This is a genomic window from Polyangiaceae bacterium, from assembly GCA_020633205.1.
Taxonomy (GTDB): Bacteria; Myxococcota_A; Polyangia; order Polyangiales; family Polyangiaceae; genus JAHBVY01.
The window spans coordinates 234,784-259,538 of sequence record JACKEB010000014.1 but is presented as its reverse complement, the minus strand read 5'-3'; the positions used below and the strand labels follow the sequence as shown (position 1 = coordinate 259,538).

27 protein-coding genes are annotated in these 24,755 nt (G+C 63.6%); 19 read left to right on the top strand and 8 right to left on the bottom strand.

Annotation, left to right across the window (positions count from 1 at the left end; genetic code table 11):
- Both H6718_21190 and H6718_21185 read left to right on the top strand, forming a co-directional pair.
- Window positions 1-1,023 carry an Rpn family recombination-promoting nuclease/putative transposase gene (locus H6718_21190; protein ID MCB9587934.1) on the top strand — a complete coding sequence of 341 codons (1,023 nt, stop codon included), beginning with the start codon at window positions 1-3 and terminating at the stop codon, window positions 1,021-1,023.
- A 66-nt stretch (window positions 1,024-1,089) separates the two neighbouring features.
- Window positions 1,090-2,646: a hypothetical protein gene (locus H6718_21185; GenBank protein MCB9587933.1), complete on the top strand. Its 1,557-nt coding sequence runs from the start codon at window positions 1,090-1,092 to the stop codon at window positions 2,644-2,646.
- On the opposite strand, the gene H6718_21180 is transcribed toward H6718_21185, so the two are convergent.
- Window positions 2,643-5,807, bottom strand: coding sequence for a hypothetical protein (locus H6718_21180; protein MCB9587932.1), 3,165 nt, complete (start codon window positions 5,805-5,807; stop codon window positions 2,643-2,645). The genes H6718_21185 and H6718_21180 overlap by 4 nt on opposite strands.
- Window positions 5,808-6,025: 218 nt before the next feature.
- Here H6718_21180 and H6718_21175 point away from each other — a divergent pair, with 218 nt between their 5' ends.
- The 6 genes from H6718_21175 (at window position 6,026) to H6718_21150 (ending at window position 7,928) form a co-directional block, all read left to right on the top strand.
- Window positions 6,026-6,187, top strand: coding sequence for a helix-turn-helix transcriptional regulator (locus H6718_21175; GenBank protein ID MCB9587931.1), 162 nt, complete (start codon window positions 6,026-6,028; stop codon window positions 6,185-6,187).
- Window positions 6,130-6,345: a hypothetical protein gene (locus H6718_21170; protein ID MCB9587930.1), complete on the top strand. Its 216-nt coding sequence runs from the start codon at window positions 6,130-6,132 to the stop codon at window positions 6,343-6,345. Before H6718_21175 ends, H6718_21170 begins: the two co-directional genes overlap by 58 nt.
- The gene (locus H6718_21165; GenBank protein ID MCB9587929.1) at window positions 6,342-6,512 is read left to right on the top strand and encodes a DUF433 domain-containing protein; all 171 of its coding nucleotides are present in this window, start codon (window positions 6,342-6,344) and stop codon (window positions 6,510-6,512) included. The genes H6718_21170 and H6718_21165 overlap by 4 nt, the downstream gene beginning before the upstream one ends.
- 239 nt (window positions 6,513-6,751) lie before the next feature.
- Entirely contained in the window at window positions 6,752-7,126 is a 375-nt protein-coding gene (locus H6718_21160; protein MCB9587928.1) for a HEPN domain-containing protein, read from the top strand.
- The gene (locus H6718_21155) at window positions 7,123-7,509 is read left to right on the top strand and encodes a hypothetical protein (GenBank protein MCB9587927.1); all 387 of its coding nucleotides are present in this window, start codon (window positions 7,123-7,125) and stop codon (window positions 7,507-7,509) included. Before H6718_21160 ends, H6718_21155 begins: the two co-directional genes overlap by 4 nt.
- A gap of 41 nt (window positions 7,510-7,550) precedes the next feature.
- On the top strand, window positions 7,551-7,928 hold the full coding sequence (locus tag H6718_21150) for a hypothetical protein (GenBank protein ID MCB9587926.1): 378 nt from the start codon (window positions 7,551-7,553) through the stop codon (window positions 7,926-7,928).
- Window positions 7,929-7,965: 37 nt separating this feature from the next.
- On the opposite strand, the gene H6718_21145 is transcribed toward H6718_21150, so the two are convergent.
- The 3 genes from H6718_21145 to H6718_21135 all read right to left on the bottom strand — a co-directional run bounded on the left by H6718_21145 (window position 7,966) and on the right by H6718_21135 (window position 9,519).
- Window positions 7,966-8,169 carry a YjzC family protein gene (locus tag H6718_21145; GenBank protein MCB9587925.1) on the bottom strand — a complete coding sequence of 68 codons (204 nt, stop codon included), beginning with the start codon at window positions 8,167-8,169 and terminating at the stop codon, window positions 7,966-7,968.
- Between the two features lie 175 nt (window positions 8,170-8,344).
- The gene (locus tag H6718_21140) at window positions 8,345-9,034 is read right to left on the bottom strand and encodes a protein kinase (GenBank protein MCB9587924.1); all 690 of its coding nucleotides are present in this window, start codon (window positions 9,032-9,034) and stop codon (window positions 8,345-8,347) included.
- 83 nt (window positions 9,035-9,117) lie between these two features.
- Window positions 9,118-9,519, bottom strand: a complete 402-nt coding sequence (locus H6718_21135) for a hypothetical protein (protein ID MCB9587923.1) — start codon at window positions 9,517-9,519, stop codon at window positions 9,118-9,120.
- A gap of 343 nt (window positions 9,520-9,862) precedes the next feature.
- Here H6718_21135 and H6718_21130 point away from each other — a divergent pair, with 343 nt between their 5' ends.
- From H6718_21130 to H6718_21105, 6 genes are all read left to right on the top strand, one after another.
- Complete coding sequence (locus H6718_21130; GenBank protein ID MCB9587922.1) at window positions 9,863-10,063, top strand: hypothetical protein; 201 nt, start codon at window positions 9,863-9,865, stop codon at window positions 10,061-10,063.
- Between the two features lie 447 nt (window positions 10,064-10,510).
- Entirely contained in the window at window positions 10,511-10,690 is a 180-nt protein-coding gene (locus H6718_21125; GenBank protein ID MCB9587921.1) for a hypothetical protein, read from the top strand.
- A gap of 118 nt (window positions 10,691-10,808) precedes the next feature.
- Window positions 10,809-11,237: a hypothetical protein gene (locus tag H6718_21120; protein MCB9587920.1), complete on the top strand. Its 429-nt coding sequence runs from the start codon at window positions 10,809-10,811 to the stop codon at window positions 11,235-11,237.
- Window positions 11,238-11,292: 55 nt separating this feature from the next.
- Window positions 11,293-12,072, top strand: coding sequence for a hypothetical protein (locus H6718_21115; GenBank protein ID MCB9587919.1), 780 nt, complete (start codon window positions 11,293-11,295; stop codon window positions 12,070-12,072).
- A gap of 63 nt (window positions 12,073-12,135) precedes the next feature.
- A complete protein-coding gene (locus H6718_21110; GenBank protein ID MCB9587918.1) occupies window positions 12,136-13,029 on the top strand; it encodes a hypothetical protein in 894 nt (297 codons plus the stop codon).
- Window positions 13,030-13,402: 373 nt separating this feature from the next.
- The gene (locus H6718_21105; GenBank protein MCB9587917.1) at window positions 13,403-14,062 is read left to right on the top strand and encodes a hypothetical protein; all 660 of its coding nucleotides are present in this window, start codon (window positions 13,403-13,405) and stop codon (window positions 14,060-14,062) included.
- 78 nt (window positions 14,063-14,140) lie between these two features.
- Here the strand turns inward: H6718_21105 and H6718_21100 are convergent, their stop codons facing one another.
- Together H6718_21100 and H6718_21095 are read right to left on the bottom strand one after the other, a co-directional pair.
- Window positions 14,141-14,788, bottom strand: a complete 648-nt coding sequence (locus tag H6718_21100) for a hypothetical protein (protein MCB9587916.1) — start codon at window positions 14,786-14,788, stop codon at window positions 14,141-14,143.
- Window positions 14,789-14,971: 183 nt separating this feature from the next.
- Window positions 14,972-15,922 (bottom strand): hypothetical protein, encoded by a 951-nt coding sequence (locus H6718_21095; GenBank protein MCB9587915.1) that lies wholly within the window; start codon window positions 15,920-15,922, stop codon window positions 14,972-14,974.
- Window positions 15,923-16,022: 100 nt separating this feature from the next.
- On the opposite strand from H6718_21095, the gene H6718_21090 reads away from it, so the two are divergent.
- On the top strand, window positions 16,023-16,307 hold the full coding sequence (locus tag H6718_21090) for a hypothetical protein (protein MCB9587914.1): 285 nt from the start codon (window positions 16,023-16,025) through the stop codon (window positions 16,305-16,307).
- Between the two features lie 69 nt (window positions 16,308-16,376).
- Here the strand turns inward: H6718_21090 and H6718_21085 are convergent, their stop codons facing one another.
- Window positions 16,377-16,820 carry a hypothetical protein gene (locus H6718_21085; protein MCB9587913.1) on the bottom strand — a complete coding sequence of 148 codons (444 nt, stop codon included), beginning with the start codon at window positions 16,818-16,820 and terminating at the stop codon, window positions 16,377-16,379.
- Between the two features lie 187 nt (window positions 16,821-17,007).
- Here H6718_21085 and H6718_21080 point away from each other — a divergent pair, with 187 nt between their 5' ends.
- The 4 genes from H6718_21080 to H6718_21065 all read left to right on the top strand — a co-directional run bounded on the left by H6718_21080 (window position 17,008) and on the right by H6718_21065 (window position 22,852).
- A complete protein-coding gene (locus tag H6718_21080) occupies window positions 17,008-18,186 on the top strand; it encodes a PAS domain-containing protein (protein ID MCB9587912.1) in 1,179 nt (392 codons plus the stop codon).
- Entirely contained in the window at window positions 18,183-20,171 is a 1,989-nt protein-coding gene (locus H6718_21075; GenBank protein ID MCB9587911.1) for a response regulator, read from the top strand. Before H6718_21080 ends, H6718_21075 begins: the two co-directional genes overlap by 4 nt.
- A gap of 51 nt (window positions 20,172-20,222) precedes the next feature.
- Window positions 20,223-21,197 (top strand): diguanylate cyclase, encoded by a 975-nt coding sequence (locus H6718_21070; GenBank protein MCB9587910.1) that lies wholly within the window; start codon window positions 20,223-20,225, stop codon window positions 21,195-21,197.
- A 398-nt stretch (window positions 21,198-21,595) separates the two neighbouring features.
- Window positions 21,596-22,852 (top strand): hypothetical protein, encoded by a 1,257-nt coding sequence (locus tag H6718_21065; protein MCB9587909.1) that lies wholly within the window; start codon window positions 21,596-21,598, stop codon window positions 22,850-22,852.
- 35 nt (window positions 22,853-22,887) lie between these two features.
- On the opposite strand, the gene H6718_21060 is transcribed toward H6718_21065, so the two are convergent.
- Complete coding sequence (locus H6718_21060) at window positions 22,888-24,648, bottom strand: helix-turn-helix domain-containing protein (protein MCB9587908.1); 1,761 nt, start codon at window positions 24,646-24,648, stop codon at window positions 22,888-22,890.
- Window positions 24,649-24,755: the final 107 nt, after the last annotated feature.

The window sequence follows — 24,755 nt, the reverse complement described above, 5'->3', positions numbered from 1 at the left end:
GTGTCAGAACAACGTCCGACTCACGATGCCTTGTTTCGTGGCACCTTTGGTCGACCAGACAACGCGCGGGGACTCCTTCGTCATTGGCTCCCTTCAAGCCTGACCGACCTCGCCGTGTGGGATTCACTTCGGCTTGAGGATCCAAGCGGCCTCGATGAGGACCTACGGCCCTACTACAGCGACCTGCTCTTCTCCCTGACCTACAGGCCAGCTCAAGGGGAGCGCTCAGCAGCAACGCACCCGCACGACCTCATGGTCTACGTGCTCGTAGAGCACCAGTCTACGGTCGACCCACGTATCGCGTGGCGCATGCTGCACTACATTAGCCTCGCGCAGCGTCGCTACCTCGCGGATTCTCCAGAACGAGACATCCCCATCGTCGTCCCCGTGCTCGTGAGCAACGCGACGAAGCCGTGGCCACATGCGCTGGACCTACACTCGGCGTATCCCGAAAGCCTTCGCGCTCTCCCACAGGTCCAACCGCACGTCGCGCAACTTCACGTGATTCTTGACGACTTGCCCGCAACGACCATCGAGGAGTTGGTGCAACGTCAACTCACGGACATGGCGGTGGTGGCGCTCTGCATGCTGAGGGACGCACGCCGCTTCAACCGACTCCTCAGCTCGATTCCGCAGTGGATCGGTCATCTGAGGCGAGTTCTCCACAGCCAGCCTGGCGACTACGCGATCTTGGTGCAGTATCTGAACTCGCTCACCACCGCCGAGCAGCGCGTCCCACTTTGTGACACAATCCTCCGAGAGGCACCCGACATGGCGCAGCAATTCTTGAGCTCTCTAGACGACCTTTGGAACCGAGGCGAGGAGCGAGGTCGAACTGAGGGTCGTATTGAAGGCCGAACCACCATGCTTCGTGAGCAACTGGAAGTGAAGTTTGGCGCGCTCCCGGCGTGGGTCGATGAGCGGCTGCGCAGCGCCACGGATGAACAAATCAGGGAGTTTGCGAAGCGCATCCTCACGGAACAGAGCCTCGAGGCGACGCTGGCGACTGCCGAGCGGTCCTGACAAGAATCACCCAGCGCCCGATAATGGCGCAAGCGGACCGATGCGGTGCAGTGCTATCCACGGCCCATGAGGCACTGGAGAGGGCTGCTCACAAGTTGTGCGGTGTGTCTTGCGAGCTGCAGTGGGGCGACCCTCTCCCCCAACCAACCTGTCGTGGTCGCCAACGAAGCGGAAACGGACGAGGTCGAGGGTAAGGCTCAAGCGCAGAGGCAGGTGTGGACGTACTCTGTGTTGCTGCGCTCGCTGCTGCCGGTGACGGCGGACGAGCTGGATGATTTGCAGGCGGAGTCGCTGTACAGCGCGAGCGTACACGGGCGCCTGGTGTGGCTCGACTTGCATGGTAAGAGCGCGCGGCAGCAGCTGAAGCGCGTGCAGGGGCCAGTGTCGATCACCCTGGGCAATCTGTCCCCGGAGCTGCTCCAGCAGGTGGACGACGTCGCCAAACATTACCCCGTGGCAATTCGCTATGAGCCACCGGTGCACGCACCGCAACCTGCGGACGCATCCAGCAGCGATGAAGAGGCCGCGGCGGCTCAGCAGGATTTGTCTGCCCTCGGCAGCCTGCGCCATGTGCAAGCGCTGGTGCTCAGTGCAGGCCTGGTGGGTGACTTCCCCGACTTGCGCAAGTGCACGGCGCTGAGGCACCTGGAGGTGCTCGAACCGGAGACCCAGGGTGAGCTCTACGAGCGCCTGCCGACCGGGCTCGAGGAGCTGGTGGTCGGTTCTGTCGCGACCACGGGTTCGCCGAAGGCGCTGCTGCGCCTCACCAAGTTGCGGCGCCTGGAGCTCAGCAACTCCCGGGAGTCCCCGCTGCGTGATCTCACAGGCCTCAAGGCGCTCGAAGATCTCACCGTCGGCGACTACCTGCTCGACGAGGACCTCAAGCACCTGACGGCGTTGCCCAAGCTGCGGCGCTTCGTCACCGCTTCGCCCCTCACGAACGAGGCCCTGCGCTACCTCGCGCGGCTCCCCCAGCTGCGCGCCCTGGGCCTGCGCCAGAGCCATTTCGACGACGACGGCGCCATCAAGCTCGGGGAGCTGACCCAGCTAACGGAGCTCACGCCTCCCCAAGACCTGCGCACCGACAGCCTCATGCGCTTGGCCGGGCTCAAGAACCTGAAGGCGCTCTACCTCCACGACTCGCACCTGATCGATAGCGGCCTGCAACACCTCACCACCTTGACCCAACTCGAGATCCTCGACGTCGGCGGCAGCGGACTCACCGACGCCGCCGCACGCAGCATCGACCAGTTCACCAACCTACGCACCCTCGACCTCAGCTCGACCACCGTCGGCGACGAAACCGCCCGCGCCCTCAGCACCCTAACCAAGCTGCGTCGCCTCAACCTGCAATACACCGGCATCACCAACGCCGCCGTCCCCGCCCTGCTCAACCTCAAAGAGCTGCGCACCCTCCACGTCAACACCACGAACCTAGACGGCGACGCCTTCATCGCACTGCTGGCGCTGCCCAACCTCCACCGCTACTACGCCACCACCGGTGAAGCCGACCTGCGCGCCGCAGACCGCATCCGCGGGGATTTACGGCTGATAGACTACTATCTAGTCGACTGTGAGCATCGGAGGATCCGCTTGCCGGAGTCGGAGTGTGAAGACAACTAGCTCCCGAGCGGCGCTAGCAGGTCGTCGAGCAGCGCCTCATCCAGCTGAAGGGCACGCGCCCCGCCGCTGAGCAGAGCCTCGGCAAGGTCTGCCTTTCGAGCCTGCAGCGCGACGATCTTCTCCTCCACGGTTCCGCGCGCAATCAAGCGATGCACGAACACCGGCTTCTCTTGCCCGATACGGTGAGCGCGGTCCGTCGCTTGCGCCTCCACGGCGGGGTTCCACCACGGGTCGTAGTGGATCACCGTATCCGCCGCCGTGAGGTTGAGGCCCACCCCACCCGCCTTGAGGCTGATCAAGAACACGGGCACCTCGCCGCTCTGAAAGAGCTCGATCTGGGTCTTGCGGTTCACCGTGCTGCCAGTGAGATAGGCATAGGGAATTCCGGCGTCCAGCAGGTCCGCGAGCAGCAGCTCGAGCATCTCCACGAACTGCGAGAAGATGAGCACGCGGCGCCCCTCCGAGAGCAGCGTCTGCAGCAGCTCACTCAGGAACTTGCGCTTCGCGCTGGGCACGTTTCGCCGCTGGTTGGTCTTCACCAGGCTCGGATCGCAGCACACCTGACGCAGCTTGAGCAGCGCATCCAGCACCACGATGCGCGAGAGCGCCAGACCTCGCCGTGCAATTTCCTCGCGGACTTGCTTGTCCACCAGCTTGCGCACCGCTTCGTACAGGTCGCGCTGCGGCGCACCAAACTCGATATGGTGAGTGATGACTGTCTTTGGGGGCAGCTCCTTCGCCACTTCTTCCTTCGTGCGCCGGAGCAGGAGCGGCGCCACTCGACGCCGAAGGGCCTCCATGCGCGCAGCGTCGCCGTGCTTCTCGATGGGGCTGCGAAAGGCCTGCGCAAACGCTCGCTCGCTACCGAGCGCGCCTGGCACAGCGAACGCGAACTGACTCCACACCTCCCCCAGGTGATTCTCGAGCGGCGTCCCGGTCACTGCGATGCGCTGCTGCGCCTTAAGTCTCCTCGCGGAATTCGCAGTAGCGGTCTTGGGGTTCTTGATGGCCTGGGCTTCATCCAGGATGGCGACATCCCAGGGGATGGGGGTGAGGAGCGCCTCGTCCCGATGCAGCAAGCTATAGCTCGTCAGCACGAGATCGCACTCCATCAGCTCTGCCTCGCGCGCCTGGCGCTCGGCGCCGTGCCAGAGGACCACGCGCAGCTTCGGCGCAAACTGCTCGAGCTGCTCCGCCCAGGAGACGAGCACGCTGGTAGGCGCCACGACCAAGCTCGGCCCCTTGGCGAGCTTCTTGTGTTTCCGCGCGACCAGGTGTGCGAGCAACTGCACGGTCTTGCCAAGGCCCATGTCGTCGGCGAGCACCGCACCGACGCCGTGCTCCCCGAGCAGGCCGAGCCAGGCGACGCCTTGCGCCTGGTAGTCGCGCAGGGTTGCCTTGAAGCTCTTCGGGAGCCTGGGGCGAGGCAGCGCTCCGCCGGTGAGGGACTCACGTAGCTTGCGCAGACCCTTGCCCGTCTTGCTGTCGAGGCCTAGCGTTTCCGCGAGGTCAAGCGCCTGCCAGCGACTGATGCGGCGCCGCTCGAGCTGCTCCGAGGTCGCGAGCTCGATGACGGTATCGACGAGGGGACGAATGCGGTCGAGCTGTACTTCCGCCAGGCGCCCTGACGGCAGCTCGACGAGCATCGACTCTCCCTCACCCCCGAAATCGTCGCCGTGGGCGATGCCTCGAAGCAACATGGAGAGCAGGCTGATGCGCTCCCCTTGCACGTCGACGCCGAAGTCAAGCTCGAACCAGTCGTTTCCGCTCGGTTCCAGATCGGTGAAGTAGTCGACGGCCTCGGCGATCTCGAGGCTGTACGAAGGGTCGTAGACGACCTCGACGCCCCGAGCCTCCAAGAAGGGCCTGCCCACGCTCTGGAACATGCCCCACTCGAGCGCGTCGGGCTGAGCCCAGTGATCCACAGGGTCGATCTCAGGCAGAAATCCCATGGCCTCCAGCGACTGCCTCGCGTCTTCCTCCGCGTAGAAGTCGCGAACCAGGCGGATCCGTTCGCCGCCGATCTCGAGGAGCGTCTGCTTGGGCGGGTCGTCATCGGCGGGCGCCAGCACGTCTTCGTAACGAAACTCGAGGCGCCCCAGGTGTTCCTTCTGTCCATTGGGCAGCTCCTCGCTGAAGATCACGAGACGCGCCTTCGGGCGTCCCTGCACGACGCGGGTCGGCGTCGTGTTCGGGACCGGCAACCCGTGTTGCTGCAAGGTCGCAGCGAGGCTCGGCGCTTGTTCCTCACGGATAGGCGGCGCGGCGAGCCACTTCGCGACGTCGCCAGCAGCGCGGATCTCCCCCGTCGAACCGTCGCGAGCGTCGACGTAGTAAGGCGGATCCGTACGCACGATCAAGAGCGCTGGATCCCCGAGCTCCACGACGGTCCTCAGCAGCCCGTCCCGCTCTGCCCAGCCAAGCTTTCCGATACGTGGCGGGCCGGCCACGAGCTGCACCTGACGCAGCTCCGAATCCGCACGGCAATCCATGAGCAAGCGCTGCGTGTCGAGCGCGGCCTTCAACCCGAAGGCACCCAGGCGGCCGGTGAGCCTCGCCTCTGCACGCTTGTCCCAGGCCAGGCTCTCGATGGCTGCGTCGAGCCCCTCCCGCGAGTGCTCCCCGCCGATGACTCGCAGCGCCCCCGCCATGCTGATACCGTGGGCGTAACTCCAGTCGCCGCTCGGGGTGCGACGCTGAGTGTGAAGGGTGATCGACGCCTGTTCCCCCACAAAAGCGAGCACGAACACGAGGCGATCCCGCTGCGGCGTTGGCTCGTCCTTCCACGAACCCAGCCAGCGCTGCACCGCGGACGACGTGGACGTTCCGCTCCCATCTAGCGTCACTCGGTCCGCGCTCGAGCGCTCGCCAGCGCCATGCTTGGTCGCAACCGCGAACAGCACCGCCGCCACGTGCTTGCACTCGGAGCGCCAGCTGCAAGTGCAGCCCAAGCCCCCCGTGAGCCAGCCATCAACGCGATAGCTCCCTCGACCTCGAGAGCTCTTCACGATGCAGGCGAGTTGCCCCGTCTCATTGAGGCTCACCGGCCCGACGCTTCCCGTGACAAGCAGCTCAACGCCCAACCGCTGCGTGCCCACCGCCATGAGCTTGAATGCCCGCATCGCGACGTCGGTCCAACCAAGAGCAAGGTCCCGGCTCACGCCCCGGTTGAAGCATGACGCGGGAACCGAGCGCAAGGGCGATCCCGCTGACCAGGAAGCGCCGCCAAAGAGCTCCCCAAGCACCTGAACGACGTCGCCCCCACGTGATCCGCGAGGCAATAGCCGAGGGCGGAGAAGAAGCCGAAGAAGTTGAAGGAAACGCGCAGCCCCTATGCTGAACGCTTGTCCATGAAAACGAGGCGTACTACACTTCCGTCGTGGCACGCGGACCCCGCAATTCCTCGTCGATTTACGACGCACCAAGCTACTCGATAGCCGAGGCGGCGCGCCTCATCGGTGTTCCTCGAACGACGCTTGGCGCGTGGGTGAACGGACGAGTTACGCTTCCAAGGCTGGACGTCGTTCGGTTCAAGGTGTGATCAAGCCCGCGGCCAGCGGGTACCTCTCGTTCACCAATCTCGTTGAAGCCTTCACGCTAGCTGCGATGCGGCGGGAGCATCAGGTGAAGCTAAGTCAAATCCGCGCGGCAATTCACCTCGTCGAGCGCGAGCTTGGCGTCAGCCCAAGACAATCGTGATCGATCCGAACTTGGCCTACGGCAGACCGATTCTCTACGGAACCGGAATTCCAACCAGGATCATTGCGGACCGCTTCAAGGGGGGCGACTCACTGAACGCGCTCGCAAAGGACTACGGGGTAGAGGTAGCGTTGATTGAAGAAGCGGTCCGAGCGGCAGCGGCTTGAAGAGCCATTCACCTTCTTCGTCGATAGGTGCCTCGGGTCGGTTGAAGTTCCAACCGCTCTCACCGCCGTAAGCGGGTGGTGCTTGTTGGTTTGGCGCTGAGGTGCGGTGCGGGCGGTTCAGGGCGCTCAAAGGCGCTTGTCCTGCTTCCGTCGCGCTGTCGCCCCCGATGCGAACCCGTAGGAACCTCGCATGCGCGCACTGACTACTCGGAGCACCTCCGCGGTGATAGACTCGCGGAATGGCGATTCGGCTGGACGAGAAGGCGCAGGAGAACCTGGAGGCCGCACGTCACTTGTTGGACCGGGAAGCCGCCGACCTCTGCAGTGCCTCCGCATCTCGCGCCTACTTCGCCGCGTATCTGGCGGTCGCGGACCTGGCTCTCCAACGCGGGCACCGTTATCCCGACGGAAACTACTTTCGTCACAACGAGTTCCCCCAGCTCGCGCGTACCTGGCGCCTGCTGACGGATGATCAGCGGGACGACCTGGCTCTCATCCGCGACCGCCGCGTGAAGGCAGACTACACGCAGGACTTCGTCGACGTCTCCGAGGCCAGCGAAAGCCTAGAGATAGCCGAGAGTTTCGTCGGGCTCCTAGAGGAGGTGGCCCCATGACGACGCGTGAGGAGTGGGCCGAGCGAATCCAGGCGTTCACGGGCAGGCCAGTCCGGTGGGCGCCGGCGGACCAGCTGTGGGGCGACTACGACGGCCGCAACAACACGATCGAGATCTTCAACGTGGACGGGCCGGAGCAGCGGGAACTCTATCACAGATTACGCAGCCTACGCGAGGACCTGGAAAGCAAGCTGGGCGCCTTGATCGTGATCTTCCACACTCGCAAGGAATCGCAGCGCCTGTACTCTGACTTCATCACGAGGCAGTGGGTGGCGGAAGCCGAGGCGGCGAAGCGAATCACACCCCAACTGGCGTCAGGCCCGCGGCTCGCAACCGACGTGGAGCAGACCGAGTTTCCACCTCGCCGTGAAGAGGCAGCCTGATGCTGTTTAGCGCGCAGAGGGTCCGATCCACGGAGGGCGCCTTGGGCGTCAATCTCTTCGCCTACGAGTATCTTGCCCCTCTGCCGCAACCGTTTCCGAGCGACTTCAAACCCGACGGTCGTCGAACGCGCCTAACCAACAAGGATTGGCCTGTGCCTCCCGGAGGAAACGACGTGTTGAGCTACCTGGACGTCGTCATTCGACCGCAGCTAGATGCGTACGAACGACTCGAGTTCCTCGCTTCGCTGAAGCATCGACTCCCACCCGGCAATCCGTCCACTGCGGCCTGCGACCAGGGGTGGGCTCGCTTCTCCTGCCAAGCAAGGCTCCCCGACCGCACTGAGCTGGCCGCGCTAGTGGGTCACCTAGTGTTGTGGGTCAACGAACTCAACCAAGCCGATCAGAACGCACTCAGCTAGCCCCGGCGCACGTCGATGTACGCCGGGGCCGCAGGCGCTAGGTCGCTCGCTTCAGGACCCAGTACGCTCCCTTGTCAGCCGAATTGACGGGCGGAAAAATCCTTCCAGCATCCAGCGTGATCACCCGCTCTTCCGATGTCGGCGCTGGAAGGCGTGTGCCATCCGTGTACCCGTCCCAGTGGTATACTCCGGTTTGTGTGCACTTCTGTCCGGTACGAAATCTGCTGCCAATTGCTGCCATACTGACCTCCATTCCAAGGCCAAGCACCCGCGCTCGACTATCGAGAACGAGCCCTGCCTGAGTGTATAAACGAACGCCGAATGCGGACTTCCAATGCCCGGCGGAACCGGCGCCTTGTGCGCCGGCCGCTGTCATGAGATCCGCTCCGGCGGCTATTGCGAGCGCTTCGAGTTGCTCACGCGATCCAGCTCAGAGCCACGAGCACTTCTCCCATGCTCTGACAGCGGGAAGCGCGACTGAGGCTCGTCATTCGGCGAAACAACTGGTTTAGCTGCACCGCCGCCGACGTGTGCGGCTGCAGCACGTCCTCGGTGATCCCGAACCCAACCTGTCGGATCTGGATGGCTCTTCCTCTCGCCACTTCGGCCAGCGTCATACCAAGCGAGTAGACGTCACCCAGCGTGCCGCCGTTGCCTGAATTCCACTGCTCTAGGTCGCAATAGTATTCGGTGCCCATGGGGCCCCCGACGGTGAGCTGAAGCACCTTGGAATGCTTGTGGATGAACTGCCCAAGACCCCAATCGCAGATGATTGGACGACCCTCGTCATCAATCAGGATGTTGTCCGGTTTGAGGTCGCGATGGGTGAAACCCAAAGCGTGCGCATAGTCCAACGCCGAAGCGATCGACCTCGCGAGGGCGAGCACGTCGCCGACGCTGTAGTGCACACCCTCCGCAAGTTGCCGACGCAACGTGCTGGGGTACAGCGGCATGCAATACGACCGATCGATGGTCGAGATCGAAACACCGCACAGCGGCACGATGTTGGGATGCTCCATCGCCCGAAGGAGTTCGATCTCACACCCAAACCGCGCCTGCGCACCTGGATCGCTCGCCCAGTTTGCGTTGAGCCGCTTCCGAGCCATCGCCAACGCGAAGCAACACCCTTCATCGCACCCTCACCCCCAAACCTATTGCAGTAACAAGAGTGCTTGAATCGACTTGAGTCTCAGCCGCCGCACCACCTCTCGGGATGGTCTTGGGTGCTCTCGCAGCGGGATTTGAAACCGGCAAGGTCGGGGTCGGTGTCACTCAGGCAGATCCCTTCGGGGTAGTCGTAGGAGCCTTCGATGTGGATGCAGCACTCCGAATAGCGGGTGGGGCAGGGTTGGTTGCTGATGACTTGGTTGAGCTGGACGCAGGTGGAATAGATGGCGTCCGCCGCTTCCTCTGAATACCACTCGTGGCACGTGCCGCTGGTGCTGATGCAGCTCATCACCACCTTGGTTTCACACTCGGCGCGTTGGGGGTCGGTGTTTCCATCGGTGAAGCCACCGTCGTCATCACTGCTACAGGCGATGGTCAGGAGCGCACACGCTGCTGACGCGAGGAGAGCTGGGAGAATTCGCATCGTCGAACGGTAAGCAACGTCTGCGTGTACTGACAATGCTCCCTGCAGGTAGCAAACGCAGGTTTGTAAGACCGCACGGTCTCATTCGCTCGAGCCGCCCACCAGAACCTACATTCGCAACCGCGCGGATTCGGCGATACCAGAAGCACTGAGTTCGTCGCCTGAGGAGCGCATCGAGGACCTCGCGCTGCGGCCCCAGCTGCGACGGCTCTCGCTCCCCCTCACCCCCGTCAGGCTCCATGGGCTGCACCCAGCGACCTCCCTGGAAGAACTGAGCGTCAGCGTCCCCCTCAGAGTACCCGACGTCGTCGAGCTCCGGGCGCTGCCGAAGCTCCACACGCTGGTGCTCCGTACTGATCTGGCGCCAGCAGCTTTCAGCGAGTTGGGTGAACTCACCACGTTACGCACGTTGTGGTTCGACGGCGCGCCAAGCAGCGACATCATCGCGCAGCTGCTCGCCACACCCCGACTCCTCTTCTTCTCCCATGGTCCAGCCAAGCTGAACTGCGTCGGTAGCGACTGGCCAAAGGCGTGCCCGAATTGAGCATCGGAAGGGCCCCTGCCGGGGTGAAGACAACTAGCTCCCGAGTGGTGCTAGCAAGTCGTCGAGCAGCGCCTCATCCAGCTGCAGGGCGCGCGCCCCGCCGCTGAGCAGAGCCTCGGCAAGGTCTGCCTTTCGAGCCTGCAGCGCGACGATCTTTCTTCCACGGTTCCGCGCGCAATCAAGCGATGCACGAACACCCTGGGTAGTCCTTCGGAGGTACTGGCCAGCTATCGCAACGCATTCGAAGACGCGAACAGCTGGGACGACCAGCTGCGTGCCCTAAAAGATTTTCACCCCGGGCCGCACTGGGGCGCCCGAGTCGTCGCACGCGAGGCCTCGCTCTACGATTCGATCACCACCGGCTTGCGCAGCGCGAGGGCACCGGAGCTCAGGCTATTCACTCCCGAGCAAGCACAAACGCTGAGCGATGCAGCGGCTAGCAGCTCCGTGGATCTACGCACGAAGGGTGCGGAGGTGCGCCTCGCCATCGAGCGCTTGGCCTTACTCGTGCCACTGGTGGGCGAGGAAAAGACGCGGGAAATCCTAGAGCGCTGGGCGCCAGAGATCGCCTACAGCCCAGGCTTGCTCGTGCGGCTGCGGGACAACGGTGCGACAGCGCTGCCATAGCGCTTCCCCACGGTCATGCGCGGTCGTGGGTAGACGCCGAAAGCGAGCACTAGCGTCCGAAGGCCGCAGCAGACGCCAGCCCGGAAGCGTGCAATCCTCGCGGAGGAGGTACTTTGGTATGCGCCGACTTGTTCTTGCTTTTTCACTCTTGGGTTTTGGGGGCTGCGGGGATGACACCCAAAGCTGCACCACAGCTGGCTGTTTCGATCAGCTCACCATCGATTTGGCTCAGTCGTTCAGCCCGGACGACGCCTACGACGTCACGGTCGAGCTAGCTGACGAGACGATTACCTGCAGCGGCCAGGGGGACGCTTTCCAATGCGATGGCGTCGGAAACGCGGACTATTCTCCAGCTGCTGTGAACATTCAGGGTGGCCAGGTACGTAGCGTCGTCCTGATGCGCGCGCCGAAGACCTTTCGCCTCGTGATCGAGAGCGGCGGCAGCCCAATCGTCGACGAGACGGTCGACACCATCAGCTACTCCAGTGTGTACCCGAACGGCCCCGAGTGCGGCCCGGCGTGCCACTCCGGTCAAGTTCAACTCTGAACGCGGAAGTGGCCGCGAGCGGCTCCGAAGGACAAGCCCCACGTTCGTCGCCTTCGTGGAGTCCGTCGCGGAGCCTCTATCGCTCCCCGGGCAGGACCCGCCAAACGTGTGCAAGAAGAAGAAGCGGAAGAAGCGCGCAGCGGCTGAAGATCAGCCATCCGCTACTCCGAAGAAGGCGAAGCGCAAGCGCAAACACTTGTGGCTGGTGATCGGTCTCTCCCAGGAACTCAGCTTGCTTGGGGGCGACGACGTCTGTACGGCGGCGGGGCAAGACGACGGCTTCTATTGTTTCCGGGAGGATGGAAGTCAGTACTCCGGCAATCCTGTGAAGGGGCGATACGACTCGATCTCGAGCGGCTTCGCGCTGTCAGCCACCCGCCTCTTCGCTGGGCTCGACTACGTGGTCGGCAAGGCGACGGTCGGCGCGCGACTTGGCTACACCGTGCGCGGCAGCTCGCCAACACCGGTTGGCGGGGGAGACTTCCCCTTCCTGATCGCTGCGCGCGCCGAGTACTGGTTCGCGAAGCACGCTTATCGTACTTCGCGTCTGGGCTTTTACCTCCTCGGGGAAGCAGGTGCGGCAGAGGCCGATTCCAAGCGCGAGAAGGTGCCGGTGGAAGAAGACCGCAGCATGCCATCGAATCAGGTCAATCCAGACCAGCAGTACATGGAAGTGTGGAAGCGCGCAGGCCGAGCCTTCGTCGGTCTAGGCGCAGGGCTGCTCGTCCCCGCCGGAAAGACCGGCGGCGTCGTGATCGAGCTGCCCTTACGCGCCTACGTTCCTGCCAGTGGGTTCACTGTCGCGCCAACCCTCGGCTACGCAGCAGGCTTCTGATAGCGCGAGTGAGAGCGACCGAGCTGAGTCGCGAACACCGCTGGGGTATAAGCCCAAGCCTCGATGAAGACCCTGCTCGCCCACAACCCCGTCTGGGAACTGGAGCTGCTGTGTGCGGCTCAGGAACACCGCCATGCGCTGGATCGCGTTGGGGGCGCGCCCCGGGGCCTTCCGCTGGAGCTGTGGCCGAGCTGCGGCTCGTGCAAGCAGCCGCTCACGTTCATTGGACAGTGGCAGCACGCTGAGGGTCGGCTCGACCTCGGGGGTGCAGGCACGGTGCTGTACTCGTTCCTGTGTACCAACACGGAAACGATGATGGAGTGCCACATGCACGCCGTGGAGCCTGGTGGCGACGTCATCGCGCGCGTCGTCCTGGTGGAGAACGCCGTGGCGACGCCCACGTTGCACCCGAGGTTGAAGAGGCGCCCCGGCGCCAGCGTGGTCGTCAAAGGCTGGACGGAGGAGGCGGAGAGTGCTCCGTCGGAGTTGCTCGACATTGCGCTGTTCGGCTTCGGGGGCACGCGACAGAGCTGGCCCGCGATTGAGGACGAGTTCCCGTCACCAGCCGCAACGACCCGCATCGGTGGACGCCCGGGCTGGATCCAAGATCCCTACTTTCAGCCCAAAGACGACCCGTGGCGCTATCGCTGCGTCGCGCAGTGGACACCGCAGATCGAGCTCGCACACCAGCACCTCCAAAGCGAGCCGGCGTTCCTCGAACTCGAGAACGAACGCAGCAGCACCGACGCCCGCGTCCTCGAGCGGACCGTCAGCATCGGACACGGCAGCGCGCGGATTCGTACCCTGGGGAAACAGTGCGGGGCAATCGACGGCGCCTTCTTCAACACCACCCCGGAAGGCGGTACTCGCCTCAGCACCCCCCTGGAATCCGGCGTCCTCTCCTTGCTAGTCGACGAGCGCTCGGGTGAGTTCTGCCTGCAGTACTTCGGCCGCTGACTCGCGGGCACTCCTCGACTAGCGGACACTGACCTTTGAAAGGATCGGCGCCGCTTCCTCCGCGGGGATCAGTTCGCAGCAGTGCCGGGCCCAAGGTCAGCCAAACGGATGCGTGCAATGGCACCCGGTATGATGGTCAGGTAGACGTGCTCGCAATCGACGGCGAGGGGGCGGGACACAACTGGCAGGTTTGCTACCGAGCCGATGACGTTCCAGTGCTGACCGTCACTCAGACGAGTCACAATCAGCTCTCCCCCCAAACCCAGTCCTGGCTCTGACTTTGGGAGAAACGTGTATTACGGCTTGATTCCGCCCGGTCTCGTTGCAGCCATGGCGAGTAGCTCCCAACAGCAAAGCGAGTATCCTTGACGCGATGGGACGCGGCTACGCTTTGCTCTCACTGGGTCTGCTCGGCGTCTTGCTCGGCTGCAAGCTACTGGATCGCGACCAACCGACTGGGTCGGCTCACTTCCCGCGCTGCGAGGTCAGGAGGACTGAAGCCATCGACCTGAATACCGAGACGCCGATTGGTTCTGCTACTGATTCGCTTGCGCCATATGTCGGCGAGCGCGGCTGCTCGTGGACCTGGATCGACGAGAACCCCAGAGCGAGCGGCCCAGCTGAAGCAGGCGATGTTTCCGCGCGAATTTCTCTCGAGTTCACCTCGAACGAGGCGTTCTTCTTCGAGAATCACGTGATCGACCAGGACCCCGGGTCGCCAAGGAACTGCCCCTCCCACATCGAAACCGGTCTGAACCTTCGCATCGTCACCGACGACGGCATCGTCGACCATGAAGTCGCGCTCAACGCGAGTGTCTACGAGGACCGAATCAGCACCGATCCCGAGGTAGACCTGAGCCTGCTAGGCATTGAAGTCACGTGGGCCTCCGACTGGGACCCTGGGAGCGACAACCTCGTGATCCTGTTTCACGACGACGGCTCGACCAAAGGCTGGTTGTGGGAGGTTGGAACTCAGCCGAATGGGGCCTGGGACATCGTTGGGCTGGCGACGTGGACTTGCCCTGCTCCTTAGCGCGCACCGATCCGCCAGCTCCCTCGCCGCACCAGGTCTCGGATGCGCTTCGGCGCTCTTTTGCCGCCAAGCTTCCTGTCAAACGCACGTCGATTGAATGCAGATCCCGCTCTTGCATTCGATGTCGCGTCGGCACATCTCCCCGGTGGAGAGTGCGTGCGTGCACTGGTTGAGGGCCCAGTTGCAGAGCTGGGAGGCGCACTCGATGTCTCGGCTGCACTCGGTCCCGAGTTCTCCTGGGTCCGAACATTGATTGACGGACCAGTTGCAGAGCTCGGAGTCGCACTCGATGTCTCGACTGCATTCGGTCCCGTTGGCTGCAGGCGGCCCACACTTGTTCGTCTTCCAGTTGCAGATCAGTTCGCCGCAGTGGACGTCCGTCTCGCATGGCTGACCCGTAGAGGCGCCCGAGCCGCCCGTTCCAGAGCCGCCAGAACCTGAGCCGCCGGAACCACCAGCACCGGAGCCACCCGACCCAGAGCCGCCGGATGCTCCGGAACCGCCAGCACCAGAACCGCCTGCACCGCCAACACCCGAGCCGCCCGTTCCAGCGCCCGCGCTGCCCCCGTTGGAGCCCCCTGAGCCTCCGCCTGCGCCCGCGCCGCTGGCCCCCGCTGCGGCTCCGGCACCCGCCGCTTCGAACGCATCACCGCCGCAGCCCACAGCGCAAACCAGCAGTCCGCAGCCTGCAAACGCCGCGACCACAGCAGCCTTCCCGACCCGCATTACCGGCCGCTCCTTAGCCCCGCCTAATCCCATGCGGGAACCCTAGTCCGTTTAGGGGGTGAGGGCGAGCTTGGCAGGTGTTTTTGGCTACTCGTAAATGGGCTTGGCGCGATTGGAGAGAGAGTCCGGGCGGGCGGCCGTGAGCGTCGGTAGCCTTTTATACCGCACGGAATCGACACGCTCCTACTGCGAGCGCTGAGCTTGCTCGGGCTCGGGCTGCTGCTCGGCATCCGCGTCGAATAACCGATAGTGCTCTGGGTGCTTTGGCTTGCTCAGGCGGTGGTGGCCAATCAACCAAGTGACGTGATCCATCTCGAGCACACGCTCGAAGTGCGCGTCTTCGACTTCAATGCGATTCAACGTGCCATCGGGATCAATCCCGATCGCATCGCCGTCGACCGCCAGCGTGCGCGCGTTCGCTAGGCGATAGAGCTTCACCGCGCTTTTCCACGGGGCTTCATCACAGCTCCACTTCTGGTCGACATAGACGCACAAGCGCCAAGCATCGGACACCATCGGTGGTGCGCCAGCGCCCCACACGAACGTGGCGCGCGCCTCGGTGGGCACAGGTGCGGATGCGTAGGCCGCTTTGAGCGCTTCAGGCGGCGGCTTCGGCGGCTCCAGCGGCGGCTCCGGGAAGTAGGCAGCTAGGCCCATCTCCAAGGTCTTGAACTGCGGAAGCTGCTTCTTCCACGCTTCGGTGGGCTTCAGCTCAGGCGCCGGTCGCGCCTTCCCGCCCTCGACTATCCACAGCTCATCTCCAGGCGACGGCGGGAACACGCACGGCGACTTGCACACCACGGCATCGTTACCTAGCGGAAATGCGACTCCCTCCACGTCGCGATAGCGCTCGAACTCCACTTCAGGCACCTCGGCCTCATCCGCTTTCGCTTCCTCCAAGTCGGCGTCCGTTTCAAACTCCTCTTCGTCCGCCGGCTCAAGCACCACAGCCTTCTCTGGGGGTGAGGCACTCTGGGCAGGCGCCGCAACTCGCTCGGGAAGCGACGCAGCTTCGGACGGCAACGCAGCCTCGGACGGCAACGCAGCTTCGGACGGCAGAGCGGTGCGATCCAAGTCGCACCCAACGCACAGCGCCCCAACGCTGATCCCACTGAACAACACCATTCGCCACATAGCGCGGCCCTTCAACGCGCCTCCCCCCAAACCAAAGTCCCAGAAACCGAATAAAGACCGCGCGGACTCGCGAATTTGAGGCACCTTCAGGTTGCCAAGTGTGCGAGTGTCGGCTGTGGGCTTCTTCCTACTGCTCTGGGGTATCGGCACCATCCTCGCGTTGGTGAAGGCGAAGACACCGGCGGACACGGCGCTCGTGCTCGCTCCATCGCTGCTCGTGGTGATTGCCTATGGCGCGCAGCCGTATTTGATCGAGATACACGGCCTGATGCTCAAGATGGGCTGCCTGTTCCTCGCGGCAGGCCTGCCCGTGGTCGCGAGGGCCTACCTCGAGAGCAAGCAGAAGCGCGCCGACGAGGCGGCTCAGGATGTCTCAGGTAAGTGAGCACTCAAGACGAGAGCGCTCGCTTCTCCGAGCAGCTCTCGTCTGGCTGTCGTCTAGTGGGTCGCGGAACTAGGCGATGCGGTCGTTCGCGACTTGCCGAGCGAGCTTGGAGAACTCCTCGGGGCTGAGCTGTTTGAGTCGCGTGCCGGTGCGCTCCGGAGCGAAGTGCGCTTGCTTCGCGTACATGCGTCTCAGCTCGAATATGTCGGCGCGCGTCACACCGCCGGTCTCCAGCAGCATCTCCAGCAGCGGAGGGCGTCGCTGCTGTTGCTCGGCAAGCACGCGGGCTCGCTGACGCTGCGTCATCATGTGTTCGTTGACGGCAAGCTCGCAAAACCTCAGCGTTGACTGTTGCTGCTGATCCAGGAGCGAGAGCACTTGGCGGGGTGACAACACGCCGAGTTCGCGCGCGACCTGTCCCACGAGGGGAGTCCGCTCTGCCTGAGCGTCGAAAGCGGCCTGCAGTTGGTCATCGGCGATGGCGCCGCAGCTCACGATGTAGGCTTCGAACATCTAACCTCCTTTGAAGAGGCTAACGGCAGCTATCTCAGTTTCCTGAAGCACCTTTTTCGAAGCACCTCACCTACACGCGAATCATACAACGGCCGAATTCTCGCATCCCTGAGCGTATTCTTGCCTGCTACCTGGTGGGCGATAGCAGTTATCCCGGAGATCCTCCCGGACGTTAGCCACGGTGACGATGCCCATGCGTCTGCCACCAGCCAGCAACGACGGCACTCAGTTGGCCGCGGCCGAGGCGCAGCTGCGACTCGCATCGGAGAAGCTGCGGTTGGCGACCAGCGCAGCGAAGATCGGCGTTTGGGAGTGGGAGCTCACGACGAACAAGCTCACTTGGGACGCGCGGATGTGCGCGCTGCATGGCTTGCCGGAGGGTGCCGCCCCGACTCTTGAACTCTGGAAGCAACTGATCGCGGATGGAGATCGCGCTCACTTCGAGCATTCGACTGAGCAGGCACTCAACGGGACGCAAGTGTTCGACATCGAATTCAGGGTCACGAACGCGACCACGGAGGAACCCGTATATATCCGCGCGGCAGCATCCATCTTGAGGGATTCCGCAGGTAGGGCTGGCAGCATGGTGGGGGTCAGCTGGGATGTCACGCGGGAGCGTTCGGCCGAAGCGCAACTCAAGAAGCGAACTCGCGAGCTTGAGCGCAGCAACAAGGACCTCGAACAGTTCGCGTACTCCGCCTCCCACGACCTGCAAGAGCCACTGAGGGCGGTAGCAGGGTGTGCCCAGTTGCTGAAGGCGAGGTACGGCAAGCAGCTCGACAGCGGAGGCCATGAGCTGGTGGAGCACATGGCTGATGCGGCGCGGCGCATGCAGAGCTTGATCACCGGCCTCCTCGCCTACTCGCGGGTGTCATCCAAAGGCGCTCCCTTCGAACGCGTCTCGCTCAACGCGGTCGTTGAAGTCGCGCTGAAAAACTTGTCGTCGGCGATCCAAGACTGCGACGCCATGGTGGAGGTCGATCCGCTTCCGACGCTCTCGGGAGACCGGGCTCAGCTCGTCTCCCTCTTTCAGAACGTGATCGGCAACGCGCTCAAGTACCGGGGCAGCAAACCCCCGCACATAAAAATCCACACAGAAATAGTCAAGGGCCGCAACGTCTTCCACGTCACCGACAACGGCATCGGCGTCGAGCTTGAGTACGCCGACCGCATCTTCGAGCTGTTTCAGCGCCTCCACAGCCGAGAGGAATACTCAGGCGCGGGGCTCGGACTCGCGTTGTGCAAGAAGATCGCGGAGCGCCACGGCGGACGGATGTGGGTCAGCTCGACGCTTAACGAAGGAAGCACCTTTCATTTCATCCTCACCGCACTCGGGGAGAGGCTGGTCCCGGAGAGATCAAGATGACGCGCGCCGCCGAGATCCTATTGGTTGAAGACAGCCCAACCGACCGCCTACTGGCCATAGCTGCGTTGGAGGAGTCGAAGGTCTTGAACTCATTGCACTGCGTCGAAAATGGCGTGGATGCTCTGGGGTTCCTGCGCAAGGAAGGCCGATTCGCGGACGTCCCGACGCCAGATCTGATCTTGCTCGACCTGAACCTGCCGAAGATGGATGGCCGGGAGGTGCTGCTGCGAATCAAGGCGGATGCGCGCCTGCGACAGATCCCCGTTGTGGTGTTGACCACCTCGGAGTCCGAGGAAGACATCGCGCGAGCCTACGATTCGAACGCCAACAGCTACATCACGAAGCCCATCGACATCGAACAGTTCGTACGCGCGCTGCGGACGCTCGGGGACTACTGGTTTCAGGTCGTCACCTTGCCCGCTGAAGGACGGCGAGTCGCAGAGCCCATCCCACGCAGCTGGCCGACGGAAGAGACCAAGCGCGTGTTGCTACTCGAGGACAACCCGGGAGATGCCGTGCTCGCGTCCACCGCCCTCGAGGACGTCACAGCGTTTGGTCCGTTTGCAGTCGAGCACGTCTCGCGACTGAGCGAGGCAATTGAAGCCCTCGGACGCCACGCGTACTCGGCAGTAATCTCCGACGTGAACCTCCCGGACAGCGAAGGCGCCGACACCTGGCGTGTGCTCCGCGGCCTCGCACCAACCACCACTCTGGTCGTGCTCACCGGAAACGACAGCGAGTCAGTTGGACGCGCAGCACTGGCGGACGGCGTGGACGACTACCTGCCGAAGAATCAGGTGTTCGCGCTCCCTCGCGTGGTCAGCTACAGCGTGGAGCGTCGACTCAGTCAGGAGCGCCAGTTTCACTCTCAGCGCCTGGAGTCCGTAGGTCGCCTTGCGGGCGGCGTAGCCCATGACTTCAACAACCTGCTCACCATCATCCAGGGAAACGCAGCGCTGATCGAAACCAGCGGTTCCAAGGAGGAAACGCTGGAGGCCACGAGCGAAATCCTGGCGGCGGCGAGCCGCGGGGCGAAGCTCTCGAGGCAGCTCCTCGCCTACAGCCGCAAGCAAATGATGAGCCGTAGCGCCGTCGACCTGAATCGCGTGGTCGAGGAGACGATGCGTATGCTGGCGCGCGTGATGACCAACGTGAAGGTCACCGTCGCGGCTTCGGACCAGGCAATTTCCCTGTTTGCCGATCGCACGATGCTCGAGCAAGTCATCGTGAACCTCGCGGTCAACGCCCGAGACGCTCTGGGCGGTCGCCCCGGCGAGGTGCGTATCAGCACCAGCGTCGCGGTCGTCGACACGCCCGTTCCAGATCATTTCCCCAAGGAATCATACCCAGGCACGTTCGCTCAGTTGAGCGTCAGCGATACGGGCTGTGGGATCCCCGCCTCGTTGCTCGCCAGCATCTGGGAACCCTACGTCACGACCAAACCCCAGGGCAGCGGCCTCGGGCTCTCGACAGTCTACGGCATCGTGTCTCAGCACCAGGGCTGGATCGTGGTGGACAGCACCGCCGGTGAAGGCACGACCTTCAGCGTGTTCGTCCCGATGCACGAAGGCCCACCGGAGTCATGCAGGACGTCCTCTAGCGTCTCGGCGTCGCCAGCGACCACAGGTGGGCGCGTGCTGATCGTCGACGACGAACGTGGCGTGCGGCGCTCGAATCGGCGAATTCTCGAGCGGGAAGGTTACAGCGTGCTCGAGGCGGCGGACGGCGAAGAGGCCCTCTTGCTCGTGGAGCACACACCGGTCGACCTTGTACTGACGGATATCACATTGCCAAACTGCCTGCAGGGGGCGGCCCTCGGGGCAGAACTGAACCACAGTCACCCGGAGCTTGCCGTTGTGTATTGCAGCGGCTTCTCTCGGGGGGTTCTCGAGATGGATCTGCGCGAGGGCGAGAACTTCATCTCGAAGCCGTTCACGGCTGGCCAGCTGCTGGCAGTGGTGCGCGCGCGATTGCGTAGGCAATAGCCCGACAGAGCGCTCAAGGACTTTCGGACGCGGCCGTTTCCATAGTTCAACGTGCTGCCTCGAATCTTGCTAGCTGGCGACGATCCGCGTGCCCTGCATTTCCTAGCGACTCTGCTGGCGGGTCAGGCGTCACTCTGCGTTGCCACCAATGGCGCAGCCGCGCTTCGGATGGCGAGTGAAGCGCCGCCGGATCTGGTGCTGCTCGACACGCAAGTGTCAGGCATGAATGGTATCGAGGTCTGCAGGGCTCTCAAGCGGACCTCGGAGCTCGAACACATCCCGGTGATGTTCGTCACCGCAGACACGAGCGAAGAGTTCGAGATGGCAGGCTTCCATGCCGGAGCCGCAGACTTCGTGCGAAAGCCCGTCAATCCTCGCCTGGTGCGGGTACGCGTGCAGCACCAGCTGCGCTTCAAGGCGATGGGTGACTTGCTGCGCAAGTCCGCGTCCACTGACGGGCTCACTGGTCTAGCCAATCGTGCAACGTTCGACCGCACCTTGGAGCGTGAATGGGCGCGCGCGGAGCGTACGCGCAATCCGCTGTCGTTGCTGATTGTGGATGTCGATCACTTCAAGCTCTACAACGATCGCTATGGTCATCCGGCCGGCGACCAATGCCTGCGGCGCGTCGCGGACGCACTTCAGAGGGTTTGCCGGCGACCCGCCGATCTAGCGGCACGCCTTGGCGGAGAGGAGTTCGCATTAATCCTCCCGGAAACTCCAGAGGTTGGCGCAGCTCGAGTGGCCGAGAGCCTCCTGCTCGAGATCGACGCGCTTGGGATAGCCCACGCGGCTTCAACCACTCGACCGACGGTTAGCGTCAGCGTTGGCATTGCGACCCATGATGCGCGCGAGTCTGGCATCTTCCGGACGGCTTCTGAACCCGAGGGCGGCAGCAGTGAGCGTGCTCTTGAGTTGGTTCAGAGTGCGGATCACGCGCTCTATCAAGCGAAACACAGCGGACGTGCGCGCGCCTGTTCCAGCTTTGGCGAGGTCTTCCAGGCACAAGCGTCGCTCGCGGTTTGATGATACCGCGAGGATAAGCCGACCGGGTCGATCGACGGAGCACGGGGGCGCACAACTAGGTCACCTCACCCCCTCTCGAACTCACCCCGTGAAATTCAAGCGGGGTTTGGGGGAGAGAGACGCCGGTTTCCGGTACATCAACCAGTATGCGTCGTGCGTCCTGGCTGTTGCTTGCTGCGTGCCTAACCGGCTGCGCAGCGACACCTCGACCAACGCAGCTCGTGACGAGTCGGTCAAGTGCCGAGGTAGATCCCAAGCCACCGCAACGCGCATCGACGCCCGGCGCCTCCAAACCAGATTGGACTTACGATCGGGTCCTTAGCGTCCAGCTACCTCCGGGCGTCAGGCGTCAAGAGGTGCGGATGGCGGGCCCAGGGGTGTTGCGCAAAGGGTCCCGGGTGGTTTGGTTCAGCACGGAAACACCCGAGGGCCGAGCGGCGATGCACGAAGTGCGCGACGCAGTTGTCGTACAGCTCCACAGCTTGGACAAAGAGGTGCTTGAAGCCGTCGATTCACTCGCCGCTCAGTATCCGGTATTCGCGGATGTCGCCTACAGGTTCGGGCGGCGAGACTTCAGCGCAGCAACCACGTTGCGCCACGTCGTGGGGCTGCGCTTCTTGACCGAGCTGCATTTCCCCGACTTCGCGCAGTTCACGCGGCTGAGGTGGCTCGAGATGGAACCCAACACGGACGAGCGCGTGCCCCTCGAAACGCTGCCAACGAGCCTCGAACATCTCGCGCTCTGGGAGCTGGACGAAGCGTCGCTTCCAGCCATCTTGCGCTTGGAGAACTTGCGCAGCCTGAGCTACCACGTCGGTCCAAAGTCACCCTCGCCAGAGAGCTTTGCACCACTGAGGCAGCTGGAAGAACTCAGCATCCGCAGCGAACCCTACGAGTCCGTTGGGGGCTTCGCGCACCTTCCACACTTGCAAAAGCTGAGCCTGGTAGGCGGTCACTTGAACGGCGAAACCGTCAAGACAGTCTCCGAAGCCCGCGGGCTGCTCGACCTGGAGCTCATCGCCGATATCAACTACGCAGACATGGCGCCACTCGCCACCTTGAGACAGCTGGAGCGACTGCACTACGTCGCCGCCGGGAGTGGGAACGGCGATGACGCCATGGGTGCAATCGCCAAGCTGCCGAGGCTGCAGGAGCTGTTGCTGGAACAAGCGCCGCTCAGCGACCGAGGCTTGAAGCTCTTGACCCAGCTGCCGTTGAAGCGCCTCTCCCTCGAGAGCGCCTCCATTGACGACCGAAACGCGCAGACGCTCTCGCAGTTCACGGGGCTGGAGAGCCTCAGCCTGCAATGGACGCCCGTCTCCAACGTTACCCTGCGGCAACTTCCAACGACGCTGCGCGAGCTCAACCTTTGGGGCACTCAGGTCACCCAGGCGGACCTACCGCTACTCACGCGCTTTCCCGAGCTCAGCGAGCTGGACCTCACATTCATGGAGATCGACGACGCCCACCTCGAAGCGCTGACGGCCCTGCCCGAGCTACGCCGCCTGAACGTGATGTCACCCCTCCTGACCCCCGCAAGCGAAGCCACCTTGGAGCGCATGCCGAAGCTCGCCGTCTTGATCAGCAGCAACGCCCTCGACTGCGCCACCATCCGCATCGAACGCTTCAGCTGTAGGGGCTCTCTAGGAAGGTAGGCGCAATTTCCCCCCAGAAATTGTCTACCCAAAGATCAGCAGCGCGGTTCACCTGCGCTAGCAGCCAGCGCATAGCGTGTGTTCCGCCCACTGCCTTGCCTGATCACTACACCGCGCTCTGCCAAGCGTCGGAGCAGCCGCAACACCGACGAAGGGGAAAGCTGAAGCTGGCGAGCAACCTCCGTCGACGTAGCCGGGCCGCTGCCCAAGACGCCGAGCAACCGGTGCTCCTCGAGCGGTGGGGGAGGAGAGTTCGCTGGCTTGCTCTCACTGGGCTGTTCGAGGTTCAACAGGTCCACACCGGAGGCCAGGTGGTAGCCGTCTTCATGCGTGACCAACCAGCCCGGCTGCTCGAGGCTTGCTCTCAGCCGTGATAGCGCGGTGTTGATGACCGCGGCGTGGCGATCGGGATGGTATCTGCCGAGTCCCCAGACCTGCTGGGCCAACTGCTCCCGAGATTGAAAACCGGTTCCCAATAGCTGAAGAACCTTGAGCGAGGGACCCTTGGGCGCAGGATGAATGGACACACGGCCGCGATTCTCGGTCAGCAAGTGCTCGTCGGTGAGAATCAGCGATTGGGCAGGCGGCCGCCCGAGCGCCCAGGGGACCAGGCCAAACAAGCCGTGCTCGATGAGTAGGCTCGCGCGACGCTGACTTTCCGCACGCAAACAATCTGCAAGCAGCTTGCAGAGTCCGTCTCCCGCCTGCCGAGTGTTTGGCAACTCCCGGCCGAGCGCGTGCGCTGCGGCGAAGACGGCGCGGGACATCCCCGTGGTTCGCTCGAGCCGTGGGAGATCCCCCTTGAGCTCATTCGAAGCGCCAAGAAACAGAGCCTCGACGAAGGCAAGCTCGGCGAGCAGCGTGACTTGAGACCCCGCCTCCGCGAGCGCCTCAAGCATCACTTCCCGAGCTGGCTCTTGGCCCTCGGAGACTGCGGTGACCAACGCTAGCGCGCCTAACCAACGGGTTCGCGCTCGCCGATCAGATCCGGGCAAGGCGATAGCCCGGGCGTCGTCGAGCGCGGCTCGGGCGAGATCGCTTCTGCCCTGAATTGCCCATGAACTCGCCAGCTCGATCAGGGCGTTTCTGCGGGCGAAGTAGCTGACATCGGGGTTCGACACGGCTTCGACCACTGCTTGCGTCGTTTCAGCCAGTGGTCCCAACAAGTACTGCATCCGGTAGACGAGCGCGGACGTGCGCAGGGTGACGCTGTTCTGAGCGTAGCCGAGAGCGTCAGCCAAGCTGACTGCCTGTTCCAGCATGCGGAGCCCAGCGTGCACATGCCCGGTGAGCACGAAGGCTTGGGCAAGCAAATCGAGGGCAAGTACGCGCGCGTACGGAAAGCGCGCCTGAGTAGCCGATGCCAGCGCCCGCCTACCCGCCGCGCGGGCGAGCCCGAAGCGTCCCTCGAAGAAGCGCACCAGCGCCAAGCCTTGCCAGATCCAGAAACGCACCCGCGGGTCGGTTTCCGCGAGATCGCCTAGGCACTCCCTGACCAAACGGAGGCCCTTCTGTGCCTGACCGGCGTGGCAGAAACCTGCGATCAAATAGAAGCGCGCCTGAGGGACATCAGCTGACTCCGCTGACTCATCAATCAGCGCGCGCAGCGCGCTCTGCGCCTCATCGAGTCGACCGGACAAAGCGAACGCTCCGACCGCGGCGGGGTGCATCCCTGACGTGATGAGCTGGCGCGCCAGGACGGACTCGTAGTCGCCGGAAAACAGCAAGAACTCTAGGGATTTTTCCCCCGTTGCCTGATTCGCCTCGTCCACGTGCCGCGGTTTCCCGTCAGGCACTGTTACCCACCGTTACCCCATTGGCGACATGTTTCCGACAAGTAGGGCATCGGAGCTAGCGCCGCTCGGACAGATGCCGAGGTCTGGCCAACATGAAAGGTCCTACG